Source organism: Psychrobacillus sp. NEAU-3TGS (assembly GCF_029955155.1).
Taxonomy (GTDB): Bacteria; Bacillota; Bacilli; order Bacillales_A; family Planococcaceae; genus Psychrobacillus.
Genome location: NZ_JAPNOZ010000010.1, coordinates 314,302 through 335,259, shown reverse-complemented (window position 1 = coordinate 335,259; position 20,958 = coordinate 314,302). Strand labels below are relative to the sequence as shown.

Below are 20,958 nucleotides of genomic sequence, written 5' to 3'. Positions count from 1 at the left end.
CGCTGAACTTATAGGATTTCAGCGTTTTTGTTATAGGGGGAAATGGAATGAGAGAAAAGTGGGTCCGGCTAGATGGAGGGTTTCATAACGATATTTTTTATCTAGAGGAAGAAGAAAAAGTAGTAAGGATATCCAATGAAAGAAAAACGAAGGAAATGATTTTACAGGAAATTGAATGGATGAATTTCCTTTCCGAACATGGAGTTGTCGTTCCCAAGCCAGATATAAATTTAGAAGAGGAAAACGGTCGGATAAGGACATATTTTGAATTTGTTAAGGGCGATAGGATCGATGTGACAAATGGATTCCATTGGAATGAAAAAGTATTTGAACAATGGGGAAAGTCTTTAGGAAGGATGCATGTTCTGTCAAAAAGATTTAAAGTAGAAGAAATGCATCGTCCTGTTTGGACAGTTGAAAATACGGATGTGTTTTGTATAAGAGAAAATTTATCCTCTTGGTTAAGAAATGGTTACGACGAGTTGATGCAAAGCTTACGCGAGTTTGATAGTACGGAAAATGTATTTGGTCTGATTCATAATGATTTTCATCAAGGAAATTTAATTATGACAAAGGATGGTATTGTTACGACGATTGACTTTGATGACTGTGCATTCAATTGGTATGCACAAGATATAGCGGTTGCCTTCTATCATGCATATTGGCAGCATAGCTCTTTCAACGGAAAGGCAAAAGCTTTTTCCAAGACATATATGAACCATTTTTTTAGAGGTTATCAAGCAGAAAATTTGCTTCATAAGGACGTTGTAACTCAAATTCCTATATTCCTGAAACTGAGAGAGATCTTTTTATACCAACTATTTACGCAGAAATGGGACAAGAACAATTTAGAGGAATGGCAAAGCTATACTTTGCTAGATTTGGAAGAAAAGATTAGAAACAAGACACCGTATGCAGGTATTAGTGATTTTTCTAACTATGTGTAATAAGTTAAACAAAAAGAGTCTAAATTCTAGTATGAATTAGACTCTTTTAATCGTAACTTATGAAGCAGTTTGCCGTTTTTTGTTTTTTAACGTGGTAGCAAGTGTCGGAATAGACATACCAACTAAAATGACGATAATTCCTAGCACTTGTAGCCATGACAATGCTTCGCTTAAAACAAGTACTGAAACAATGACCGCTACTGGTAACTCCATCGCACTTAATATAGAGGATACTGCTCCTCCGACTTTTGGAACAGCAATTACGAATAAGTAAATGGGAACGATAATGCCGAGTAGTCCAAGAGCTAGTCCGTAAAATAGTAGGGATTCGGTAAATAATTTCCCGTTCCACATAATTTCAGGGCTTTGGAAAATAGCAATCATCACAGCTGCGATAAACGAAACAAATAATAGACGAGTCGTTGTGTTCATCCCTTCTACTTGCTTCGTGTTGACGTTCATATTTAAAGAGAACGAAACTGCAGCTGCAAATCCGTACACCCAACCTCTCCAGTCAATGCCACTTAAATCGACATCAAGAACACCAGCAGCTAAAATCGTTCCGATAAATAAAATAATAAGCGAAATTACTTCTGGTCTCGTCGGCAATCTTCTTCTTATAATACAATCGATTAACGTGCCAATCCATGTAAATTGAAATAGCATTACAACCGCCAGGGAAGCAGGCAAGTAAATTAGCGCTTGTCCATAAACGATACCTGTCAAACCTGTAAAGATACCTGCTAATAATATAATTTTACCTCCACCATATAAACGTGGCAGCTTTCGTTGTGTTACAAGATAAATAATTAAAGCTAAAAGAAAACCTACAATATATTGACTCGCAACGGCTTCAGAGGCTGTATAGCCATCTCCAATTGCAAGTTTCACCATTGTTGACAAAGTCCCATATGAGCTGGCCGCAAAAACGACCATCAGTGGGTAAATCCATGATTTCATAAAATTTCTCCTTTAATCGGGTCTTACTGTTTTTACCATATGATAAAAAGGTTCACCGATAATTGTCCAAGGACATACATTATCAAAACTCAGTCGATTATACAAGCTAATCGCGGCATATTTTTCTGTTTCTACATTTAAAGATAGTTTGCCGCCACCAAAGCTTTTTACTAATTGCTCGGCATGATTTAAAAGCTTTGTACCAATACCTTGACCGCGATAAGTAGGGTTCACTACAACCGTATCTACATACCATTCCCCAGGTAATGTTTCGGGGTCTATTTTAACTGCAGCTCCCTTTTTATTAGAAAGATATTCTTCCAAATTTGCATCGAGAGTAGTAGCCTGCTCAGCTGAATAAAACACGAGCACGCCAGCAACTGATCCTTCCATTTCTGCAACATACGTATATAAATAAGAATGTCGATTATCTGTACGAGTAAACAAATGCTCAAATTCTTGAATAACTTTTGCTTCCTCTGTCTCCCCCGTAAGTTGCATAGCAATGTCTCCAATAGCTTCCATAATTAGCGGAACAGCTTCCGGAGCATCTTCTTTACGTGCGTTTCGAATAGAAATGTTCATTGTTCATCCACCTTCCCAATGAAATATTATAACAGAACAAAAGCAGAAGCGCCTATGATAGAGGAAATGAAGAATGTCCTGTTAGTCTTTAAGCATGTGGAAATCAACTTTGTTTGGGTATTTTAGAAAAAGTAAAAATTTTTGAAACTTTTTTGTTCTATATGTAGTAGAATACAAGAAGTGAAATAAAGGGGGGAATTAAAATGGATCTCGAATCAATTCCGTGGATGCTTATATTGCCGTTCATAATTATTCAATTAATACTAATGCTTGTTGCCATTATCGACTTAACCCGGGTAAGTAACACGAATGGGCCAAAATGGTTGTGGGCGCTGATCATTGTTTTAGGAAATTTAATTGGACCAATTATCTATTTCATTGTAGGGAGACGAAATGAATGAAAACATTATTGCATATGCAAGGCTTAACAAAACAGTATGGAAAAGAAAAAGCGGTGGACGATCTAACGTTTTCGTTACTGAAAAACACATCGACCGCACTGATTGGACCAAATGGAGCAGGGAAAACAACAACTTTATCTATGCTTGCAGGATTATTAAAACAAACGAATGGAACCATTGTATTTGATGGAGAAGTAACAGAAGATATTCGAAAAGTAATCGGATTCTTGCCACAGTATCCGAAGTTTTATTCTTGGTTAACGGCACTTGAATTCACAGAAATGGCAGCGAAGTTAAGTGGGGTTGATCACAAAATAGCAAAACAGGAGGCGGTAAAAACACTTGAGTTTGTAGGTCTTTCAGATGTAAAAAACAAAAAAACAGGTACATTTTCTGGAGGTATGAAACAACGGCTAGGTCTTGCTCAAGCGATCGTTCATAAACCAGCATTATTACTATTAGATGAACCGGTATCTGCATTAGATCCAATTGGTAGAAGAGAAATAATGAATTTACTAAAAGAATTACAAGAAACAACGACCATTTTATATTCGACTCATATTTTAAATGACGCAGAAGAAATGACCGATCAATTAGTATTTTTACGAAAAGGAAAATTAGTGGAGCAGGGATCTATGCAGCAGGTGCGAGAAAAATATGCAAATCCGATGTACAAGATTTACTTCATTTCTACTGAGGAAGCAGCAAAGTTTGTAGAAATTTCTCCTTGGCCAGCTAGACAGGAAGATTCCATTGCTTTTATCCATTTAGAAGAGGAAAAACCAGTGATGAACGAAGTACTGCGTGTACTTGCGGATAGTCAGTTAAGTTTATTAAAAGTAGAGCGAGCGACAGCTAGTTTGGAAGAAATTTTTTTACAGGTGGTGAATAAGGATGAATAATTTTTCAGTATTATTTCAAAAAGAGTGGCGAGAAAATTTACGTAATTTTAAAATTCTTTGGATTCCCCTTGTGTTTTTGTTGTTTGGTATTACGGAGCCTTTAACCAATTATTATTTACCACAAATACTGAACGCAGTAGGAAATATGCCTGAAGGAACTGTTTTTCCATTTCCTGAGTTCACTCCTGAGCAAATCGTCATGGCTACGGTCAGTCAGTACCAGTTTATCGGGATGCTTGTAATCACGCTTGGATTTGCAGGCATTATTTCAAGAGAACGGAAGAACGGAAATGCCACATTTTTATATGTTCGCCCGATTTCGTATGCAAGCTATGTGTATAGTAAGTTTAGTATGATGTGCATACTAGTAATTGGTAGTGTCATACTTGGTTTGCTAGCAAATTTATATTATACAAATGTTCTATTTGGCCCGGTGGATGCAGGTGCGTTTGTAGGTTTTCTTGGAACGTATATTGTTTGGCTTTTATTTGTTGTTAGCGTTGTTTTGTTCTCAAGTGCGGCATTTTCTACTGCAATTGCTTCCGTTGTATCTCTTGCACTTGTTTTATTTTTTCAGTTTATTGATGCTTTGCTTGGAGCGTACTGGACAATTTCTCCTTGGAAAATACCTATGTATGCGGGATATGTATTAAGTGGAAGCGTAGATAAAACACCGTTTACATGGAGTTTAATCATTACTTTATTATTAGTTGTTTTATTGATATTCGGGGCAGTTTATTTCGCTAAAAGAAATATTTCTAAGACAAAAATTTAAAAAACTAGTTTGAGGTGAAAAAAATGCCAACTCACAATTCTGATCGATTTGTTACAGCATATAATCGAATAGACCAACTAATGAAAGATGTTATCGGAACACAGGAGCATATGGCATTTTTTCGACTAATCGATTATGCAAAAAAAAGAATGCAGTAATAAGAAAATATGAAGCAGATTTGCGAGAATACGGTGATCTTCGGAATGCAATCATTCATAATCGCACCTCCATGGAATTTGCGATTGCAGAGCCACATGAAGATGTCGTTCTCAAAATGGAAGAAATAGAAACGGCTTTGAGGACTCCCATTACAGTTGGAAGCATGTTTCGAACGAATGTAACGATGTTTCAACAAACGGATTCATTGAGTTATGCGTTAAAAGTAATTAAAGATAAAAAGTATAACCAATTTCCGGTATATGATGGTACGCAGTTTAAAGGGCTAATCACACCAGTTGGAATTACCATGTGGATGGCTAGCGTGGTGGAGTCTAAAGAGTTTTCTAGATCACGAACGACTCTAGGAGAAATTCTTGCACATGAAAATGACAGAGAAAATCATCAATTCGTCGCTAAGCAGGAATCTGTTTATGAAGCATTGGAAATTTTCAAGGAAGCAGTAACGAGGGGGCGCCGTTTAGAAGCACTGCTAATCACGGAAGATGGCAAGCCAAATAACAAACTGATTGGAATTGTGACACCAATGAGTTTGATGAAAATTAAATAATGGAGAAAAAATTTTCCAAAATTCGTCTTTTCTCTTCCTTTTTCGAGTAAAATGGAAGTGTCACACATTAAAGGTAAAGGAGGACTAATTTTGGAACAGTATGAAAATATTCAACAGAAGCCGGTTGGTGATATGTCAGTAGGCGAGTGGCTAATTACGATGCTTATTATGATTATACCAATCGTTAACATCGTCATGCTCTTTATCTGGGGATTTGGAAGTCCTGACAAACGTCGCAACTATGCTCGGGCATCACTTATTTGGATGGCTATTAGTATTGTACTTATTATAATTTTTTATGGTGCTATTTTTGCATTAATTATCTCTACGAGTTCATTATAAGTATATTTCCCAGGAAATAATATAATTCGACATGAAAAAGTATCTTTGTAGTTCTATACAGAGATACTTTTTTCTTTTTGTTATAATTACATGAGAGGAGTGAGCAGAAATGAAAATTGCTTTATTTGGTGCTACTGGACGCGTTGGAAGAAACATTCTTTTATTACTATTGAAAAAAAACATAGAAGTAACAGTGCTAGTAAGAGATTTGGAGAAGGTGCAACCTCATGATAGGTTGACCGTCCTACAAGGGGACGCAAGAAACCGAGCGGATATAGAACGAGCATTAGAATATGCAGATGCGGTGATAAGTGCCCTTGGGACCGACCAGACGACAGTATTAACAGAGTCTATTACACATATTATTGCAACGATGAAAAGTCGGAATATCCGTCGTATAATAACGATTGGAACAGCGGGAATATTGGCCAGTAGGATTGAGCCGGAGCTACTACGATATGAATCATCCGAATCCAAACAGAGATCAAAAGTTGCCGCAAAAGAACACCATCAGGTATTCCATATGTTAAGTGCTTCCATGCTAGATTGGACGATTGTTTGTCCAACTTATTTGCCGAGCGGTGATGTGACCAATGCTTATATAATCGAAAGAGATAGACTACCAGTTGGAGCGGTTCGAACGACAACAGGTGATACAGCTTTATTTGCATATAATGAATTAATCGAGAATAAACATATTGGTTATAGAGTAGGAATTATTAGTCCCGAATAATTTAGGAGAAAATAAATGAAAAAATGGTTAGTAGGATTAATTGTAATAGCAATTGCTTTATATATAGGGAATTATGGGATTAAAACAACCAAAATTACAATCGAATCAGAAAAAATTCCAACAGCATTTAATGGCTTAAAGATTGTACAAATTTCTGATTTACATGATGCAACATTTGGAGAAAACCAAGAAAAACTTGCCAAAAAAGTGCGAAATGCATCCCCGGATCTTATTTTCCTGACAGGAGATTTGATAGATAGCAATCGTTATGATTTGGAAAACAGCTTAGATTTGGTGAGGCAAATTATTTCGCTTGCACCTATTTATTATGTGACAGGTAATCATGAAATTGCTACAAATGATGTAGATCATATTAAAGCTTCATTGGCTGATTTAGGTGTCAACGTATTATCAAATGAAGAAACAATATTAGAAAAAGATGGAGAGCAGTTACGCATTGTAGGAATTGAAGATCCATTGAATGGAGTATCAGTTGGGGAGTCATTGAACAAGTTCGATAAAATGGATAACTACACGCTAGTGCTGTCGCACCGTCCAGAAACGTTTGAGGATTATGTGGATAGTGGAGTTGATCTTGTATTTTCAGGGCATGCTCATGGAGGGCAATTTCGTATACCTGGTCTAGGTGGGTTAGCTGCACCGGGCCAAGGGTTATTTCCGAAGTATACTGCAGGTGTTTATGAGGAGCAGGATACGAAAATGATTGTCAGTAGGGGACTAGGAAATAGTGTTTTTCCGGTGAGGGTGTTTAATACACCAGAAATTGTCGTAGTTACATTAAAAGCTACATAATAAACCCCCTACAGTTTAGTAGGGGGCTCGTAATTATCTATTATCTTTACTATCCAATCGTTCTTTAAATTCCCCAAATTCATGTTGGGCTTCACCTTTTACTTTATCAAGCTTACCTTCAGCTTGTAGCTTCACGTCATCGGTTGCTTTACCAATTTGATCTTTAGTTTCACCTTTTACTTTGTTTACAGTACCCTTTAATTTGTCTGATAATCCACTCATGTGTATTCCTCCTCAAATTATGGTTCTATAAGATATATACCCAAGTGGGATAAGTATGAAACTATATAACCTATTCTACAATTTTAAATTCCTGCAACATCGCGTAGAATCTTGCTCCATGACCTTCTGCAGCTTCTAGGAAGTATTTTTCGGTGATAACAAAACTTCCACCGTTTTTATTGTCTATTACATATACATTTGTAACAGGGCTATCCCACTCGGTACCTCCATCAATCGCGTGCAGTTTAAAGCCTTCTACCGGATCGCTTACAGATTCCGTTGCCGTCACTTTTGAATACTCTGAAGCAAGTTCTGTTTCTTTTGAAGCCACAATATCTTCAGGAGTAATATTTTTAAATTGTTCAATTGTCATCGAAACTTCTGGATATCTTTCTTCTAAAGGCTCTTTAGTTGTAATAATATCAGAGTCCTCGCCTTTTATAAGTTTATAGCGTTCTTCGTCAATGTAAATCACATATTCTGCATCTTTACCTTCTTGGAGAACCACATCTGTTGGCTCTTCAGTACCTTCAATGCTTTGTATAATTTCTTTTTCTGGTACGAATATGTCTTTTATTTGTTTAATGAAGGCCATTCCAGTGTCTGTTTGTGTGGTAAATAAGATCATTACCGCAGCTGCAGCAGTAATAATGAATGGAATAACTTTGGATTTCTTTCTCATTTTTATCCTCTTTCTGCTTTTTTCTTGAAAAAGCTCTTGATCTAAATGGCTCCAAATTTCGTCTTTTAACTGATCTATCGAATCCTCGGTGTGTTTGAGTATTTCTTTTTTGATTCGCTCATCCATATGGTCCATATTTATTTTCCCTCCATTTCCATCAGGCTGAGTTGATCCCTTAACAAGTTCCTTCCGTTAAAGAGCCTTGACTTTACGGTATTTTGATTTAGATTTAGAATATCTGCAATTTCTTTTTCAGAGAATCCCTTTATATATTTCAGTAATAGTGGTATCCGGTACAGGTCAGCCAAATGCTGGATAATTCCATACAAATCGGTAACTCCTTCTTCAGAAGGCTCAGTTAGCTGCGGGTTTCCCTCCATTAATGAAGTATCTATAGGTACTACCTTTTTTTCCTTTGATAAAAGTCGGTTACATTCATTGACTAAAATTCGATAAAACCAAGCACCAAAAGAAAGTGTAGAATCGTATGAAGATATATTACGGTATACACGAATAAAAGCCTCCTGCACTGCGTCTTTTGCAAGTTCGTCGTTACGAGTAATCGCTTTTGCAGTTCGTAGTGCATAACCTGCATACTCATCGTAAAGATGGCGAAATGCATCTCTATTTCCTTTTTTAATCTCTTTCAAAATATCCTCATGCATGTAACTTGTTCACTCCTTTCACTTATATATACCCTTTGAGGGAGCAAAAAGTTTAGTGGAAATAAAAAAAGCTTAAAGTAAATACTTTAAGCAGTGAAAACGACTATTTAAACCAACCTTTTTCTTTAAATCTGGCGATCGCTTCAATTCGATTGCCTACATCTAACTTATCCAAAATAACGGAAATATAGTTGCGAACAGTACCTGTAGTAATATAAAGTTCCTTTGCAATTTCTTTTGTGTTTTTACCATTCGCGATAAGTTCCAGCACTTGGCTTTCACGCTCTGTAAGAGGATTTTCACCTTCATAAGCAATATCAACTAGCTCCGGTGCATAGATACGGCGACCATCCATAATAATACGGATAGAATTCGCAAGTTCTTCACTCGGACTATCTTTTAGTAAATAACCACTTACTCCAGCTTTTCGTGCACGTTCAAAATAGCCAGATCTTGCAAAAGTGGTTAAAATAATGACCTTACAATTACTTTCTTTCAGTTGCTCCGCAGCATCTAGTCCACTTTTGACTGGCATCTCAATGTCCATAATACAAATATCAGGCTGCAGTTCTTCGATTAACTTCAAGGCTTCTTCTCCATTACTTGCTTTTCCGACAACTTCCATATCCTCTTCCAAATCTAAAAGTGAACCTAGAGCTCCTAATACCATTCGTTGATCTTCCGCAATGACAATTCGTATCATGTTTGTTCCTCCTGTCTTATTTGTTGAATTACTATGGGCACTCGTATATTCAGCGTAGTACCGTTTTTGGTGTGGATGTCGAAACTGCCATTCACAAACTCCAATCTTTCTTTTATACCGCGAAGGCCATGTCCTTTTGTCCAGTCGTCTTTCATATCGAGCCCTACACCGTTATCATGCACGTTGAGTAATGTTTCTTTTTTGGATTGTTTAATCGAGATTGAACATGAAGTAGCATTGCTATGTTTTACCACATTTGTGACCGCTTCTTTTAAGCACATGCTAAGTACATTTTCGACAAGTAATGGAGTATTTTTTAGTTCTAATGTTCCGCTCACATTGCAGGAAATCTCCGCAGCGAGAAGTATTTGTTTCACTCGAAAAAGTTCATCTTCGAGCTTATTTCCTCGCATATTTGCGACTAGTTCCCGTACTTCTTTCAAAACAGAGCGAGCTGTTTGGTTAATATCATTAATTTCATTTTTGGCCGCTTGTGGATTTTTTTCGATAAGCCGACCTGCCAAATCACTTTTTAACCCGATGAGCGATAGCTTTTGTCCGAGTGTATCATGTAAGTCTCTCGCAATTCGTTCTCTTTCTTCAATAATGGTAAATTGAGCAATTCGTTTCTGGGCATCTTCTAGTTGTCCCTCTAACATTTCTCGCTTATTTCGGTTATACGTATTAAAAGGTAATAAAATTACTCCTATTAAACAGGCTATTAAAAAAGGAAGATGGGATAGAAAAAGTTCTGTTTGCATAAAGAAGCCGATAATGACAGCTACTATGATAGCCACTATATGGACGCTATAGATGATAAAAAAACTGATTTTATGCTGTATATGGCCAATAAAGAAAGATAAAAAGATAGAAAAGTAAATATAACCAAAAAGTAGAGTCATCGTTACACTAATAGCTATTTCGATAGCTACACATACATATAAAAGCCAGCCGGTAGAAGTAAATGATAGACGGTAAGCAATAAAAAATAAAATCGTTAAAGTTAATCCAACGACAATTTCTATAGGAGTGCTTGATTTAAATATAAAAAAGAAAGGAAAAATACAAAAAACAATCCAAGCGTAAATACTTAACCAAGGATATTTAGGGAAAATCTGATACCATTTTGGCAACGAATACACCTCACTTTTCTTTATTATAAAGGAAAAACCATTCCTCGTTACAATGGAATGGTTTTTGCTAAAGGCCTATTTTCCTTCGGTTGTTGCATTTTTAGCATGTAGCATAGCGGAATGCTTCTGTTGTTTGAGTAAGTGTTTAATTTCTTTAAAGCTTACAAAGTTTTTGTTAGCTTCATCAAACAAGCGGAACCGGATAGATTGTAAGCTAGTCCGAAGATTGATCGTTGTTGCTTTCTGTAAAGGTGGAGTCGATTCATGTGCTTTTTCTAAGTTATAGTTAGGAACTCTTGGACTTAAATGATGCACATGGTGAAAGCCAATATTACCAGTTACCCATTGTAAAACCTTTGGTAATTTATAATAAGAACTTCCTTCAACAGCAGCTTTTACATAATCCCAATCAGCTTCATCTTCAAAATACGAATCTTCAAACTGGTGCTGTACATAGAACAACCAAATACCTAGTGAACCAGCAACGAAAAGAATCGTTCCTTGAATAATTGCAAATGCTTGCCAACCTATTAACCAAACCATAAGAGAATAAATAACAATAACTGAAATGTTAATCAAATACGTGTTATTACGCTCTTTAGGTCGAGCATCTTTTCGATTAAAACGATTGCTTACTAAAAATAGTAATGCAGGTCCTAGACCGAACATAACAATTGGATTTCGATACAGTCTGTAAGAAAGTCGCTTCATTGGAGTAGCTTCAATATATTCTTCTACAGTCATCATCCATATATCACCGACACCGCGTTTATCTAAGTTACCGCTCGTTGCGTGATGGATATTATGTTCACGTTTCCACTTTTCATAGGCAAATAACGTAATAATTCCTGTTATTGTACCAGTAATATTGTTTGCTTTTTTATTTTTAAAGAAAGAACCATGTGTGCAGTCATGAAAAATAATGAAAACACGAATAACGAAACCTCCAGCGATTATAGATAGAGCAATTGTTAGCCAAACAGAAATATCTAAACTCATATAGGCTAAAAACCAAAGGATAAAAAATGGTGGAATTGTATTAATAAGTTGAACAATACTCTTTTTCAACTCAGAGTTTTCAAATGGCTTTACATTTTTGCGTAATTCAAGTGTTTTTTCTCTGCTCATTAGTATTCCTCCTATAAGAGAATCATTACCCTAACTATAAAGGTATGCTGTTATTAGGAGTAGACATAAACGTCAAGTCTTAAGTATGACAAGTGTCATATAGGGAATTAAGTATAAATATTTCATTAGAACTTTTAGCTTAGAGGTAGATAGGTAAACAACTAAAATAGCGAGAAATTTCCTCTAGGATAGTTTAAATTCAACAAAAAAACTGACCGATATAATCGGTCAGCCTCTATTATTTATTATCGATCCCGTTTTAATAAACGTACTGTTTCATCGAATTCTTTATCAATCTCAGCGTTAGGTTTATACGTCATTAAGCTGACAACTACTGCAGCAATTAATGCTAAAATAAACCCAGGAACGATTTCATACAAAGCAGCTGAAAGTGCTTTATTCGTGCCCCATACTAATACAGTTATAGCTCCGACTATCATACCTGCTAAAGCACCCGCTGAAGTAATCTTTCTCCAGTAAAGTGTTAGTAAAATAATTGGACCAAATGCTGCTCCAAAACCTGCCCATGCAAAAGAAACAAGTTTTAAAATGGTTGAATTTTGATCCCATGCAACAGCTAAAGCGATTAGTGAAACTAAAAGTACAGCGATACGTCCATAGAGTACATACGTTTTATCTGGAGCATCTGTTTTAATAACTGCTTTGTATAAATCTTCTATTAATGCAGACGATGTAACGATTAATTGTGAAGAAATTGTACTCATAACAGCAGCTAAAATAGCTGCAAGCATAATACCTGCAATGAACGGATGGAATATTATTTGTCCAAGTGCGATGAATACAGTTTCTGGATTATCCAGACTTAATCCTGGATTCTGTTGATAGTAAGCAACCCCAACTAAAGCAGTAGCAATTGCTCCGCCCAGGCTTAGAATCATCCAGCCAATACCGATACGACGTGCTTGTTTGGTTTCTTTTACAGAGCTGATTGCCATGAAGCGAACGATAATATGCGGTTGACCAAAGTAACCTAGTCCCCAAGCAACGGCAGAAATTCCACCGACTAAGGATGTACCTGCAAAAAGACTTAGATGCGTCGGATTTACAGCTTTAATAGATTCAATTGTTTCACCTAATCCACCTGTTGTAAATACTCCCACAATCGGTACAGAAATTAACGCAAGGAACATTAGAAGACCTTGAAGGAAATCTGTGTAACTAACTGCTAGGAAGCCTCCGAACAATGTATAGGCAACAGTTACGCCTGAAACAATTAATAGACCAGTGTGATAATCTAGGCCAAATGAGCTTTCAAAGAAAACTCCGCCTGATACCATTCCTGAAGATACATAAAACGTGAAGAATAACAAAATAATAATACCGGATGCCACTCGTAATAAGCGAGACGACTGCTTCAAACGACTCTCCAAATAACTTGGAATTGTAATAGAATCATTAGATACTTGTGTATATACACGCAGTCTTGGTGCAACAAATAACCAGTTTAGATAAGCACCAATTGTAAGACCAATTGCGATCCACGCCTGTCCCATACCTGAAAGATAAATGGCTCCAGGTAATCCCATTAGTAACCAACCGGACATATCTGCAGCGCCTGCACTTAATGCAGTAACAGCAGGACCTAGTGAACGACCACCAAGCATGTAATCTGTTAAGTTGGACGTTTTTCTATACGAATACCAGCCTATAGCTAGCATTGCAACCATATAAATTATTATGGCTGTTAGTTGATAAGCTTCTGATGACATAAACATCCTCCTCCCACAAACATAATAACATGTCAAAGAATAAGGTGCACTGAAATTTTTGATAATTCCATATTTTACAAGCGTTTTCATCTGTTAAAATAGACATATTGAATACCGAAAGGGGGCTTTGCATTGAAATTTTTTCATACAGCAGACTGGCACTTAGGAAAACTAGTGCAAGGTGTATACATGACGGAAGAACAACAATTTGTATTAAAACAATTTATAAAAGCTATCGATCAAGAAAAGCCGGACGCTGTTATTATCGCTGGTGATTTATATGACCGTGCTGTTCCGCCTACAGACGCGGTAAATTTACTAGATGAAATGCTCGCCGAAATCGTTTTAAAACGGCACACTCCTGTGCTTAGTATTGCAGGAAATCATGATAGCCCTGGACGATTGAACTTTGGAAGTAAACTGATGAAAGAAACAGGTTTACATATAGTAGGTCAACTAACAAAAGAACCAAAACCAGTCATATTAAAAGATGCATACGGTGAAGTTTGCTTTCATTTAATCCCATATACTGATCCTTCTCAAGTACGTCATATTTTAGAGGATGAGTCTGTTACAAGTCATCAAACTGCGATGAAAGCAATCATAAAGGAAATAGAAAAACAAGCAGATCCTTCGATAAGACATGTTTTTGTAGGACATGCATTCGTAACTCCCCATGGGCAAGAGGAAGATAATACGAGTGAATCAGAGCGTCCACTTGCAATAGGAGGAGCAGAGTATGTAGATGCAGCCCTTTTTAAAAACTTTCATTATACGGCCCTTGGACATCTTCACCAGGCACACTATGTTTTAAACGAGACGATTCAATACGCGGGATCTCCTTTAAAATACTCCATTTCAGAAGAGCATCATAAAAAAGGTTTCTTTATAGTGGAACTGGATGAAGTAGGAAATGTAACGATAGAAAAGAGATTATTAACACCGAATCGTGATATGCGGACAGTAGAAGGATATATGCAAGATATATTAAAGCAACCAGTAAGTGAAGATTTTGTTTTTGTGAAACTGCTCGATGAGACGCCTATTTTATCGCCGATGGAACAAATCCGAACAGTCTATCCGAATGCAATGCATGTGGAAAGAAAAGTATTTCGCGCACAAATTACAGCTGCGGACAGTGAAACAATGCCTCGAAGAAAGATGGACGACTTTACGCTGTTTCAAGCATTTTATGAAGAACTAAGCGGAAAAATGCCTACGGAGGAAACAGAGGAATTATTTAAAGAGGTGCTTGGCCAAACAATCCTGGAAGAACGAGAAGGAGGAGAGAAAGCTTGAAGCCACTTCAACTGACAATGACCGCTTTTGGTCCATATAAGTTTTCGGAGACGATTGATTTTACAGAGTTAAAAGACAATCGCCTATTTGTTATTTCCGGTGCAACCGGAGCTGGTAAAACGACTATCTTTGATGGAATTTGTTTTGCATTATATGGGTCTGGAAGCGGTGAAGATAGACGCGATACTAAAATATTGCGAAGCGATTTTGCTACAGACGATACACATACTGCTGTCGAGTTGATATTTGAAATACATAACCAAAAGTATCGCATTTTACGACAGCTTTCCCATGTGAAAAAAGGAAATAAAAGTGCAACTGGCGAACGCTATGAATTTTTCGAATTACAAGAAACAGGAGATGTACCGGTAGTCGAGAGACAAATTGTATCCGAAATTAATAAAAAAGTAGAAGAAATAATAGGACTAACACTTGACCAATTCAGCCAAATTGTGATGCTACCCCAAGGTGAATTTAGAAAACTTCTCACTTCCCCAACGGAAAACAAAGAAGCTATTTTACGTAAAATATTCAAAACAGAACCGTATAAAATGATTAGTGAGAAGTTGAAAGACAAAAAACTTATTGCAGAAGCGGAACTAAAAAAAGAAGAGCTAACGCGAAATGGTTATACCGAGCAAATTTTAGCTTCCTTTCCAGTGCGAGAATCGAGTGTGTTTGAATTGATCGAGTCTAGTAGCTTTAACACGTATCAATTAGTCGATGCTTTGCAAGAAGAAACGAACTTTTACAAAGAAAAGATTCGGCTAGACGAATCCATGTATAAAGAGGCTTACACACAACACGAAGCGAAACAAGTTGCCTATTATGAAGCAAAAGCGACAAACGAAAGATTCCAAGAGCTTCAAACAAAAGAACAGCAACTTGAAAGTTTAAAAGAACAAAATGAAGTGTACGCTCACAAACAAAGACAAGTAGAAGCAGCCGAACGTGCGAGTACGATAGAAGCAATTGAAACTTATTATTCGGATCTCCAAAAGGAAGTACAAAACAAAGAAACGTTGTTTGAATTAGCTCGAGATGAAATGACTAGAGCAGAAGAAACCCTCAAGAAAGTAAATATTGTCTATAACGATGAGGTAAGTAAGAAAGGAGTTCGTGAGAAAAGTGTCGAAACTGTTCTTCAATTAAACGGTCTAGTACCTTTATTTGAAGAACTGGAAACAAAGAAAAGAGAAATGCTTTTGCTGGAGAAAAGTACAGCATCGGTAAAAAATCAATTGAACGAGAAATCGGTACTTTTCCGCAAAGAAAAAGAAACTACTACAGAGCAAAAAATTGTCATAGATAAGCTAGAAGACCTTGTGGAGCCGCTTGATACAAAAGTTCAACAACTTAGCCTATTACAGGAGCAGCACACCGCAATTCAAGAATCCTTGGCGAAAGAAAAAGAATTACAAGCACTTATGGAAAAGGAAATAGAACAACAGAGCCTCTTTCGGGAAATGAAAAAAGCATATGACACAGAAGAACGAAAATGGATGAGCAACCAAGCGAGCATTTTAGCATCCAAACTACTTCCAGGTGAACCTTGCCCCGTTTGTGGCAGTAAGGAGCATCATACAACTATTGTGGATTCGCATGAAGAGTCTGTGAACGAAGAAGCATTACGCCTTCTAAAAGAAAGGTTAACACAACAAGAAACAAAATGGTTAACCATACTTGCAAACAAAGAAGCATCAAACAATCAGCTACAAAATCTACAAAAGCGATTAGAGCAGCTCCAAGTTAATATGGAACAAGCAGAGCAAGTGTCAGGGGAATTAAAACAGTTAGAAACAGATGTGTCTACACTTCGAGTAGAAAAAAGTAAGCTCTCTTTCTTAAAACAACCTTATAAAGACTTGCTTGCCAAAGTTGAGGAGTTGGAACAAGAAAAAAATCAGTTGGAGATGAATTATCAACAACAAAACGGACTATTAGAACAAGCAAAGGCCGTATATGAATCGAAAAAAACAGCGATTCCAGCACATATCTCCAGTTTACAGGAGCTCCAAATTCAATTGCTGGAGGCCAGACGACAAAAAGAAGCATTAGAACATGCATGGGAGAAAGCACAGAATAGACTGAAGTCTGCTCAAGATGATTGTACGAAAGCAATTTTAACGCTTGAACATGCTGATGCGGCTAAAAAGGAAACAAAAGAAAAGCATGATAAAGCGTTTGAGAACTTCCAAGAAGCACTAGTAAGAGCATCTTTTGAATCGGTTGATGCATATAAAGCAGCTAAGCTATCCGAAAAAGAACGAATGGTGCTAAAAGAACAATGCATGGCGTATAAACAAACGGTTCATACGTTAACAGAGCAAGTAAAAGAAGGAAGACAACAGCTAGCTAAGAAAGTGAAAGTTGAGCTTGCACCATTAGAAGAAGAACTTGTTCAGTTAAAGGAAACATACGAACAAGCGCTAAATGCTTTAAATAGCACAAAAGAATATGAAAAAGCAGGACGTATATTAGAGGAAAAAATTGTTGCTACAAGCGAACGAATTGCGGGATTAGAGCAGCAATTGCATCGAATAGTCGATTTATACGATATGTTACGCGGACAAAATCATTTGAAAATTTCCTTTGAGCGTTATGTGCAAATTGAATATTTAGAGCAAATCATCGCTGCTGCAAATGAGCGATTAAAGCATATGTCGAATGGTCAATTCCAATTGCTTCGAAGTGAACGACAAGAGACACATGGCAAACAAAGCGGACTTGGATTGGATGTGTACGATGCCTATACAGGTCAAACGAGGGATGTTAAAACACTCTCGGGTGGTGAAAAGTTTAATACATCGCTATGTCTAGCACTTGGAATGGCTGATGTCATTCAAAGCTTCCAAGGAAGTATTCGGATTGATACGATGTTTATCGATGAAGGGTTTGGTTCACTTGACGAGGAATCATTGAACAAAGCAATTGACACATTAGTTGACTTACAAAAATCCGGACGCATGATTGGTGTTATTTCCCATGTTGCGGAGCTTAAAGCATCCATGCCAGCTATTTTAGAAGTAGAGAAAGCAAAAGAAGGATATAGTAAAACAAAATTTGTTATTAAATAGAAAAGGGTGAGTCTGATTGCTAGACTCACCTTTTAGTTAATTATTATTAATTATATTTAAAAAATCCTCTTCGTTACTCACACCAAGCATGTCTAAGGCTGAATAGCCTTGCGGATCCTTGATTGTTGGATTTGCTCCGTGCTCATATAGAAGGGAAGCCATCTCCAAGTTTTCAGCTTCCAATGCAGCTGTTAACGCATTTGTGTAATCATCGGCTGTATTTGGATTAGCTCCTCTAACTAATAATAGTTCTGCCATTGCTATATCGTTGCCGTAAATAGCATAGTGAAGAGCAGTGGTGTTCTCCGAATCCACCTCTTCTAAATCAGCTCCGCTAGATAGGAGATCTCTAACTGTGCTGTCATCTCTATTTGAAACAGCTTCCATGAGAGGGGTTAATGTCAATGAATAATCGCTATTTAAATAATCCTCTTCTGCAGATAATTCATTTTCTGCAGATAATTCATCAAATACACTTCCAGAAAACAAACTTGCATACGTTAAAGAACCAGCTGTAATTAGGGCAATAACCGCAATATAACAAACAAAGAAAATTCCAAAGAAAGCACCAATGCCTAAGGCGATTTTAGTGGAATTGGAGTAGTATGTAGATGTGCCTTCTACTTGCATAAAGTTCCCAACAGCTTGCACTCGTTTAGGTAACAGCGGATGGCTAGATAATACTTCACTTAACCATACGGCAACATTCGATTCCGTTTGAATTTGTTCCAGAAAAGCATCCTCATTTACTTCTGTATATAATTGTTTTCCAACGCCAAGGATTGTAAGGGCTCGTTTGGCAGCTTCCCCATTTTGTATATAGTAAGCCGCTTCCCGGTCACAGGTATACTCACAAGATCGACTATATGCTTGGGAAAGAAATGGTATAAACTGAGCAGGCATGATTAAAATATTCTTCCACACATGTCTTCTTTTTACATGGGAAAGCTCATGCGCAATGATAAAATCAAGTTCTGCCTCTCCACGTTCCCTAGCAAGCTCAAACACTTCTGAATAAATGACAACCATATTTCTTCCTAGAAATCTTGTAGCAAATGCATTAAATGCACCTTCCGAATGAATAACGAAGACATCGGGTACTTTTTTTAGACCCATCTCAGTAGATAAAGAGACTACTCGTTCATAGATGTCTGGAAACTGCCTTTCACTAATACGTACGCCATTTCCTCGAATGGATCCAAGCATAATCATGTTGGCATAGAGTAAAAAAGCAAATAAAACTAGTAAGATAGCAATTCCAAATAAAGATAAGATAGCAAGTATGTATAATAGGACACTGAAAATAAGACTAATAACGAAATATGGCATTTCTCTATTAGACATTAATTCTCTTGGCGACAATTTCATTACCTCCCCTTAAAAATATTTATAAACTTACCAAATAATGTGTATTTTGTCAAATTGAAATATTCTTTAAAAATAGGCTCTAGCTAGTATTTTACGCATCTTTCACACATTCCCGACATACGACATATTATTTTGAGAAGAGGTGGTGAAAAATGCGCGATGAAAAAGGGAACGGACTATTCGATCCCTACGAAACCGAGCAACAGGAATGGAAAAAGCAACAAGTAAAAGAGCGAAGCAAGCAACTATTAACAATTATTTCACCTATTCTTATTCTTTTGATTTGGGAAATATGCTCTCGAACGGGAATTTTAGATATTCGATTTTTCCCACCGCCGTCTGCCATTGTATCTACATTTTTCGAACTGGCAACGAACGGACTTTTATGGACACATGTTTCCGTATCTTTGTATAGAATTGCAGCAGGATTTTTACTCGGCGTTATACCAGGGGTAGTCATTGGCCTGCTGATGGGATTGTATGCGCCAATTCGACATTTTATATCCCCAATTGTGATGGCGCTAATGCCAATACCTACGCTAGCACTACTGCCTATCATTATTATTTTCTTTGGAATAGGAGACTTCTCTAAAATAGTAACGATTGCAGGAAGCGTATTTTTCCCAGTTGTTATTAATACCGTTGCAGGTGTTCTCAGTATAGAAAAAGTGCATTTAGACGTTGCTAAAAATTACGGGGCAAGTCCGAAAGATTTTTTCTTCAAAATAGCATTTCCGGGTGCACTCCCTGTCATGCTAGAAGGCATTCAAATGGGGCAGGCAATTGCACTGCTTACAATCGTTGCTGCGGAAATGATGGGAGCCACGTCAGGAATCGGGTATTTAATATGGACCTCTTATAAAGCATTTATGTTAAAAGAAATGTTCGTTGGTTTAATACTCATCTCCTTCTTTGGATTTCTATTTTCCCTTCTCCTACGTGGGCTGCAAAAGAAAATTGTCCCATGGAGGTGAATAGGTGAGTAATGATGTGAAAATTTCTATTGAAGATTTAACGAAGGTGTTTTACAAGAAAAATAATAGTGTGACAGCATTTAAAAATGTATCTCTCGAAGTAAAAGAAGGAGAATTTGTTTGTCTAGTCGGACCGAGTGGTTGTGGAAAGACAACTCTATTACGCATACTTGCAGGTCTGGAGCATCCAAGTTCTGGTCAATTTACAATTGCAGCAGATTCTGATTTTCGCCCTTTGCAGTCGATGGTCTTCCAAGAAAAAGGAGTTATTCCTTGGTTGACGGTCGAAGAAAATGTGGCTTTCGGGCTTAATATGCGTCATTTACCGAAGGAATTTATTCGTAAGCAAACGGATATATATTTGAAAAAAGTGGGTCTAAGAAACTTTTCTAAGCTTTATCCGAATGAGCTATCAGGGGGCATGAAGCAAAGGATAAGTATTGCGAGAGCTTTTGCAAACGACCCTGAAATTTTACTAATGGATGAACCATTTGCAGCACTTGATGAACAAAACAAATTCATTTTACAAGAAGAATTACTTTCTATTTGGTCCGAAACGAAAAAAACAGTGTTATTTATTACGCATAGCATTGATGAAGCGTTACTGCTAAGCGACCGGATTGTATTAATGAGCGCGCACCCCGGAAAAATCGTCAATGAAATTAAGGTCCCCATACCAAGACCGAGAACGATGGAGCAAGTGCGAGCAAATGCAGAGATGGCGGAGCAATTTATTGCTATTTGGAATCATTTACAACAAGAAGTACAAAGGTCTAGAGGATAAGGGAGGAA

The 20,958-nt window shown here is 37.1% G+C and carries 23 protein-coding genes; 13 read left to right on the top strand and 10 right to left on the bottom strand.

Annotated features, from left to right (window positions below; all coding sequences use genetic code 11):
* Positions 1 to 47 precede the first annotated feature (47 nt).
* A complete protein-coding gene (locus OR571_RS10250; protein WP_282242697.1) occupies positions 48 to 947 on the top strand; it encodes a phosphotransferase enzyme family protein in 900 nt (299 codons plus the stop codon).
* A gap of 57 nt (positions 948 to 1,004) precedes the next feature.
* Here OR571_RS10250 and OR571_RS10245 read toward each other — a convergent pair whose 3' ends face one another.
* Positions 1,005 to 1,907 carry an EamA family transporter gene (locus OR571_RS10245; RefSeq protein WP_282242696.1) on the bottom strand — a complete coding sequence of 301 codons (903 nt, stop codon included), beginning with the start codon at positions 1,905 to 1,907 and terminating at the stop codon, positions 1,005 to 1,007.
* A gap of 12 nt (positions 1,908 to 1,919) precedes the next feature.
* A complete protein-coding gene (locus tag OR571_RS10240) occupies positions 1,920 to 2,492 on the bottom strand; it encodes a GNAT family N-acetyltransferase (RefSeq protein WP_282242695.1) in 573 nt (190 codons plus the stop codon).
* A 203-nt stretch (positions 2,493 to 2,695) separates the two neighbouring features.
* Here OR571_RS10240 and OR571_RS10235 point away from each other — a divergent pair, with 203 nt between their 5' ends.
* The 8 genes from OR571_RS10235 to OR571_RS10200 all read left to right on the top strand — a co-directional run bounded on the left by OR571_RS10235 (position 2,696) and on the right by OR571_RS10200 (position 7,185).
* Positions 2,696 to 2,893 carry a PLDc N-terminal domain-containing protein gene (locus tag OR571_RS10235; RefSeq protein WP_282242694.1) on the top strand — a complete coding sequence of 66 codons (198 nt, stop codon included), beginning with the start codon at positions 2,696 to 2,698 and terminating at the stop codon, positions 2,891 to 2,893.
* The gene (locus OR571_RS10230; RefSeq protein ID WP_282242693.1) at positions 2,890 to 3,795 is read left to right on the top strand and encodes an ABC transporter ATP-binding protein; all 906 of its coding nucleotides are present in this window, start codon (positions 2,890 to 2,892) and stop codon (positions 3,793 to 3,795) included. Before OR571_RS10235 ends, OR571_RS10230 begins: the two co-directional genes overlap by 4 nt.
* Positions 3,788 to 4,570, top strand: a complete 783-nt coding sequence (locus OR571_RS10225; protein ID WP_282242692.1) for an ABC transporter permease — start codon at positions 3,788 to 3,790, stop codon at positions 4,568 to 4,570. Before OR571_RS10230 ends, OR571_RS10225 begins: the two co-directional genes overlap by 8 nt.
* Before the next feature lie 23 nt (positions 4,571 to 4,593).
* Entirely contained in the window at positions 4,594 to 4,728 is a 135-nt protein-coding gene (locus OR571_RS10220) for a hypothetical protein (RefSeq protein ID WP_282242691.1), read from the top strand.
* A 20-nt stretch (positions 4,729 to 4,748) separates the two neighbouring features.
* Positions 4,749 to 5,297, top strand: coding sequence for a CBS domain-containing protein (locus OR571_RS10215; RefSeq protein WP_282242690.1), 549 nt, complete (start codon positions 4,749 to 4,751; stop codon positions 5,295 to 5,297).
* 90 nt (positions 5,298 to 5,387) lie between these two features.
* Complete coding sequence (locus tag OR571_RS10210; protein WP_282242689.1) at positions 5,388 to 5,639, top strand: hypothetical protein; 252 nt, start codon at positions 5,388 to 5,390, stop codon at positions 5,637 to 5,639.
* A 109-nt stretch (positions 5,640 to 5,748) separates the two neighbouring features.
* Positions 5,749 to 6,372 (top strand): NAD(P)-dependent oxidoreductase, encoded by a 624-nt coding sequence (locus OR571_RS10205; RefSeq protein ID WP_282242688.1) that lies wholly within the window; start codon positions 5,749 to 5,751, stop codon positions 6,370 to 6,372.
* 15 nt (positions 6,373 to 6,387) lie between these two features.
* Positions 6,388 to 7,185 carry a metallophosphoesterase gene (locus OR571_RS10200; protein WP_282242687.1) on the top strand — a complete coding sequence of 266 codons (798 nt, stop codon included), beginning with the start codon at positions 6,388 to 6,390 and terminating at the stop codon, positions 7,183 to 7,185.
* Positions 7,186 to 7,218: 33 nt separating this feature from the next.
* Here OR571_RS10200 and OR571_RS10195 read toward each other — a convergent pair whose 3' ends face one another.
* The 7 genes from OR571_RS10195 to putP form a co-directional block, all read right to left on the bottom strand.
* Positions 7,219 to 7,407: a CsbD family protein gene (locus OR571_RS10195; protein WP_481900379.1), complete on the bottom strand. Its 189-nt coding sequence runs from the start codon at positions 7,405 to 7,407 to the stop codon at positions 7,219 to 7,221.
* A gap of 70 nt (positions 7,408 to 7,477) precedes the next feature.
* Positions 7,478 to 8,224 carry a hypothetical protein gene (locus OR571_RS10190; RefSeq protein ID WP_282242686.1) on the bottom strand — a complete coding sequence of 249 codons (747 nt, stop codon included), beginning with the start codon at positions 8,222 to 8,224 and terminating at the stop codon, positions 7,478 to 7,480.
* A gap of 2 nt (positions 8,225 to 8,226) precedes the next feature.
* Positions 8,227 to 8,754 (bottom strand): RNA polymerase sigma factor, encoded by a 528-nt coding sequence (locus OR571_RS10185; protein WP_282242685.1) that lies wholly within the window; start codon positions 8,752 to 8,754, stop codon positions 8,227 to 8,229.
* A 103-nt stretch (positions 8,755 to 8,857) separates the two neighbouring features.
* Positions 8,858 to 9,457, bottom strand: a complete 600-nt coding sequence (locus OR571_RS10180) for a response regulator transcription factor (protein WP_142538907.1) — start codon at positions 9,455 to 9,457, stop codon at positions 8,858 to 8,860.
* On the bottom strand, positions 9,454 to 10,590 hold the full coding sequence (locus tag OR571_RS10175; protein ID WP_282242684.1) for a sensor histidine kinase: 1,137 nt from the start codon (positions 10,588 to 10,590) through the stop codon (positions 9,454 to 9,456). The genes OR571_RS10180 and OR571_RS10175 overlap by 4 nt, the downstream gene beginning before the upstream one ends.
* Positions 10,591 to 10,665: 75 nt before the next feature.
* Positions 10,666 to 11,718, bottom strand: coding sequence for a Delta(5) desaturase DesA (desA, locus tag OR571_RS10170; protein ID WP_282242683.1), 1,053 nt, complete (start codon positions 11,716 to 11,718; stop codon positions 10,666 to 10,668).
* Positions 11,719 to 11,963: 245 nt separating this feature from the next.
* Complete coding sequence (gene putP, locus OR571_RS10165; RefSeq protein ID WP_282242682.1) at positions 11,964 to 13,448, bottom strand: sodium/proline symporter PutP; 1,485 nt, start codon at positions 13,446 to 13,448, stop codon at positions 11,964 to 11,966.
* 132 nt (positions 13,449 to 13,580) lie between these two features.
* Between putP and OR571_RS10160 the strand changes: the two genes are divergently transcribed.
* Both OR571_RS10160 and OR571_RS10155 read left to right on the top strand, forming a co-directional pair.
* Positions 13,581 to 14,747 carry an exonuclease SbcCD subunit D gene (locus OR571_RS10160; protein ID WP_282242681.1) on the top strand — a complete coding sequence of 389 codons (1,167 nt, stop codon included), beginning with the start codon at positions 13,581 to 13,583 and terminating at the stop codon, positions 14,745 to 14,747.
* Positions 14,744 to 17,824, top strand: a complete 3,081-nt coding sequence (locus OR571_RS10155) for an AAA family ATPase (RefSeq protein ID WP_282242680.1) — start codon at positions 14,744 to 14,746, stop codon at positions 17,822 to 17,824. Before OR571_RS10160 ends, OR571_RS10155 begins: the two co-directional genes overlap by 4 nt.
* A 36-nt stretch (positions 17,825 to 17,860) precedes the next feature.
* Here OR571_RS10155 and OR571_RS10150 read toward each other — a convergent pair whose 3' ends face one another.
* Positions 17,861 to 19,186, bottom strand: a complete 1,326-nt coding sequence (locus OR571_RS10150; RefSeq protein ID WP_282242679.1) for a M48 family metallopeptidase — start codon at positions 19,184 to 19,186, stop codon at positions 17,861 to 17,863.
* Positions 19,187 to 19,344: 158 nt separating this feature from the next.
* Between OR571_RS10150 and OR571_RS10145 the strand changes: the two genes are divergently transcribed.
* The gene (locus OR571_RS10145) at positions 19,345 to 20,166 is read left to right on the top strand and encodes an ABC transporter permease (protein WP_282242678.1); all 822 of its coding nucleotides are present in this window, start codon (positions 19,345 to 19,347) and stop codon (positions 20,164 to 20,166) included.
* 4 nt (positions 20,167 to 20,170) lie between these two features.
* Complete coding sequence (locus OR571_RS10140; protein ID WP_282242677.1) at positions 20,171 to 20,950, top strand: ABC transporter ATP-binding protein; 780 nt, start codon at positions 20,171 to 20,173, stop codon at positions 20,948 to 20,950.
* The last annotated feature ends 8 nt before the right edge of the window (positions 20,951 to 20,958 follow it).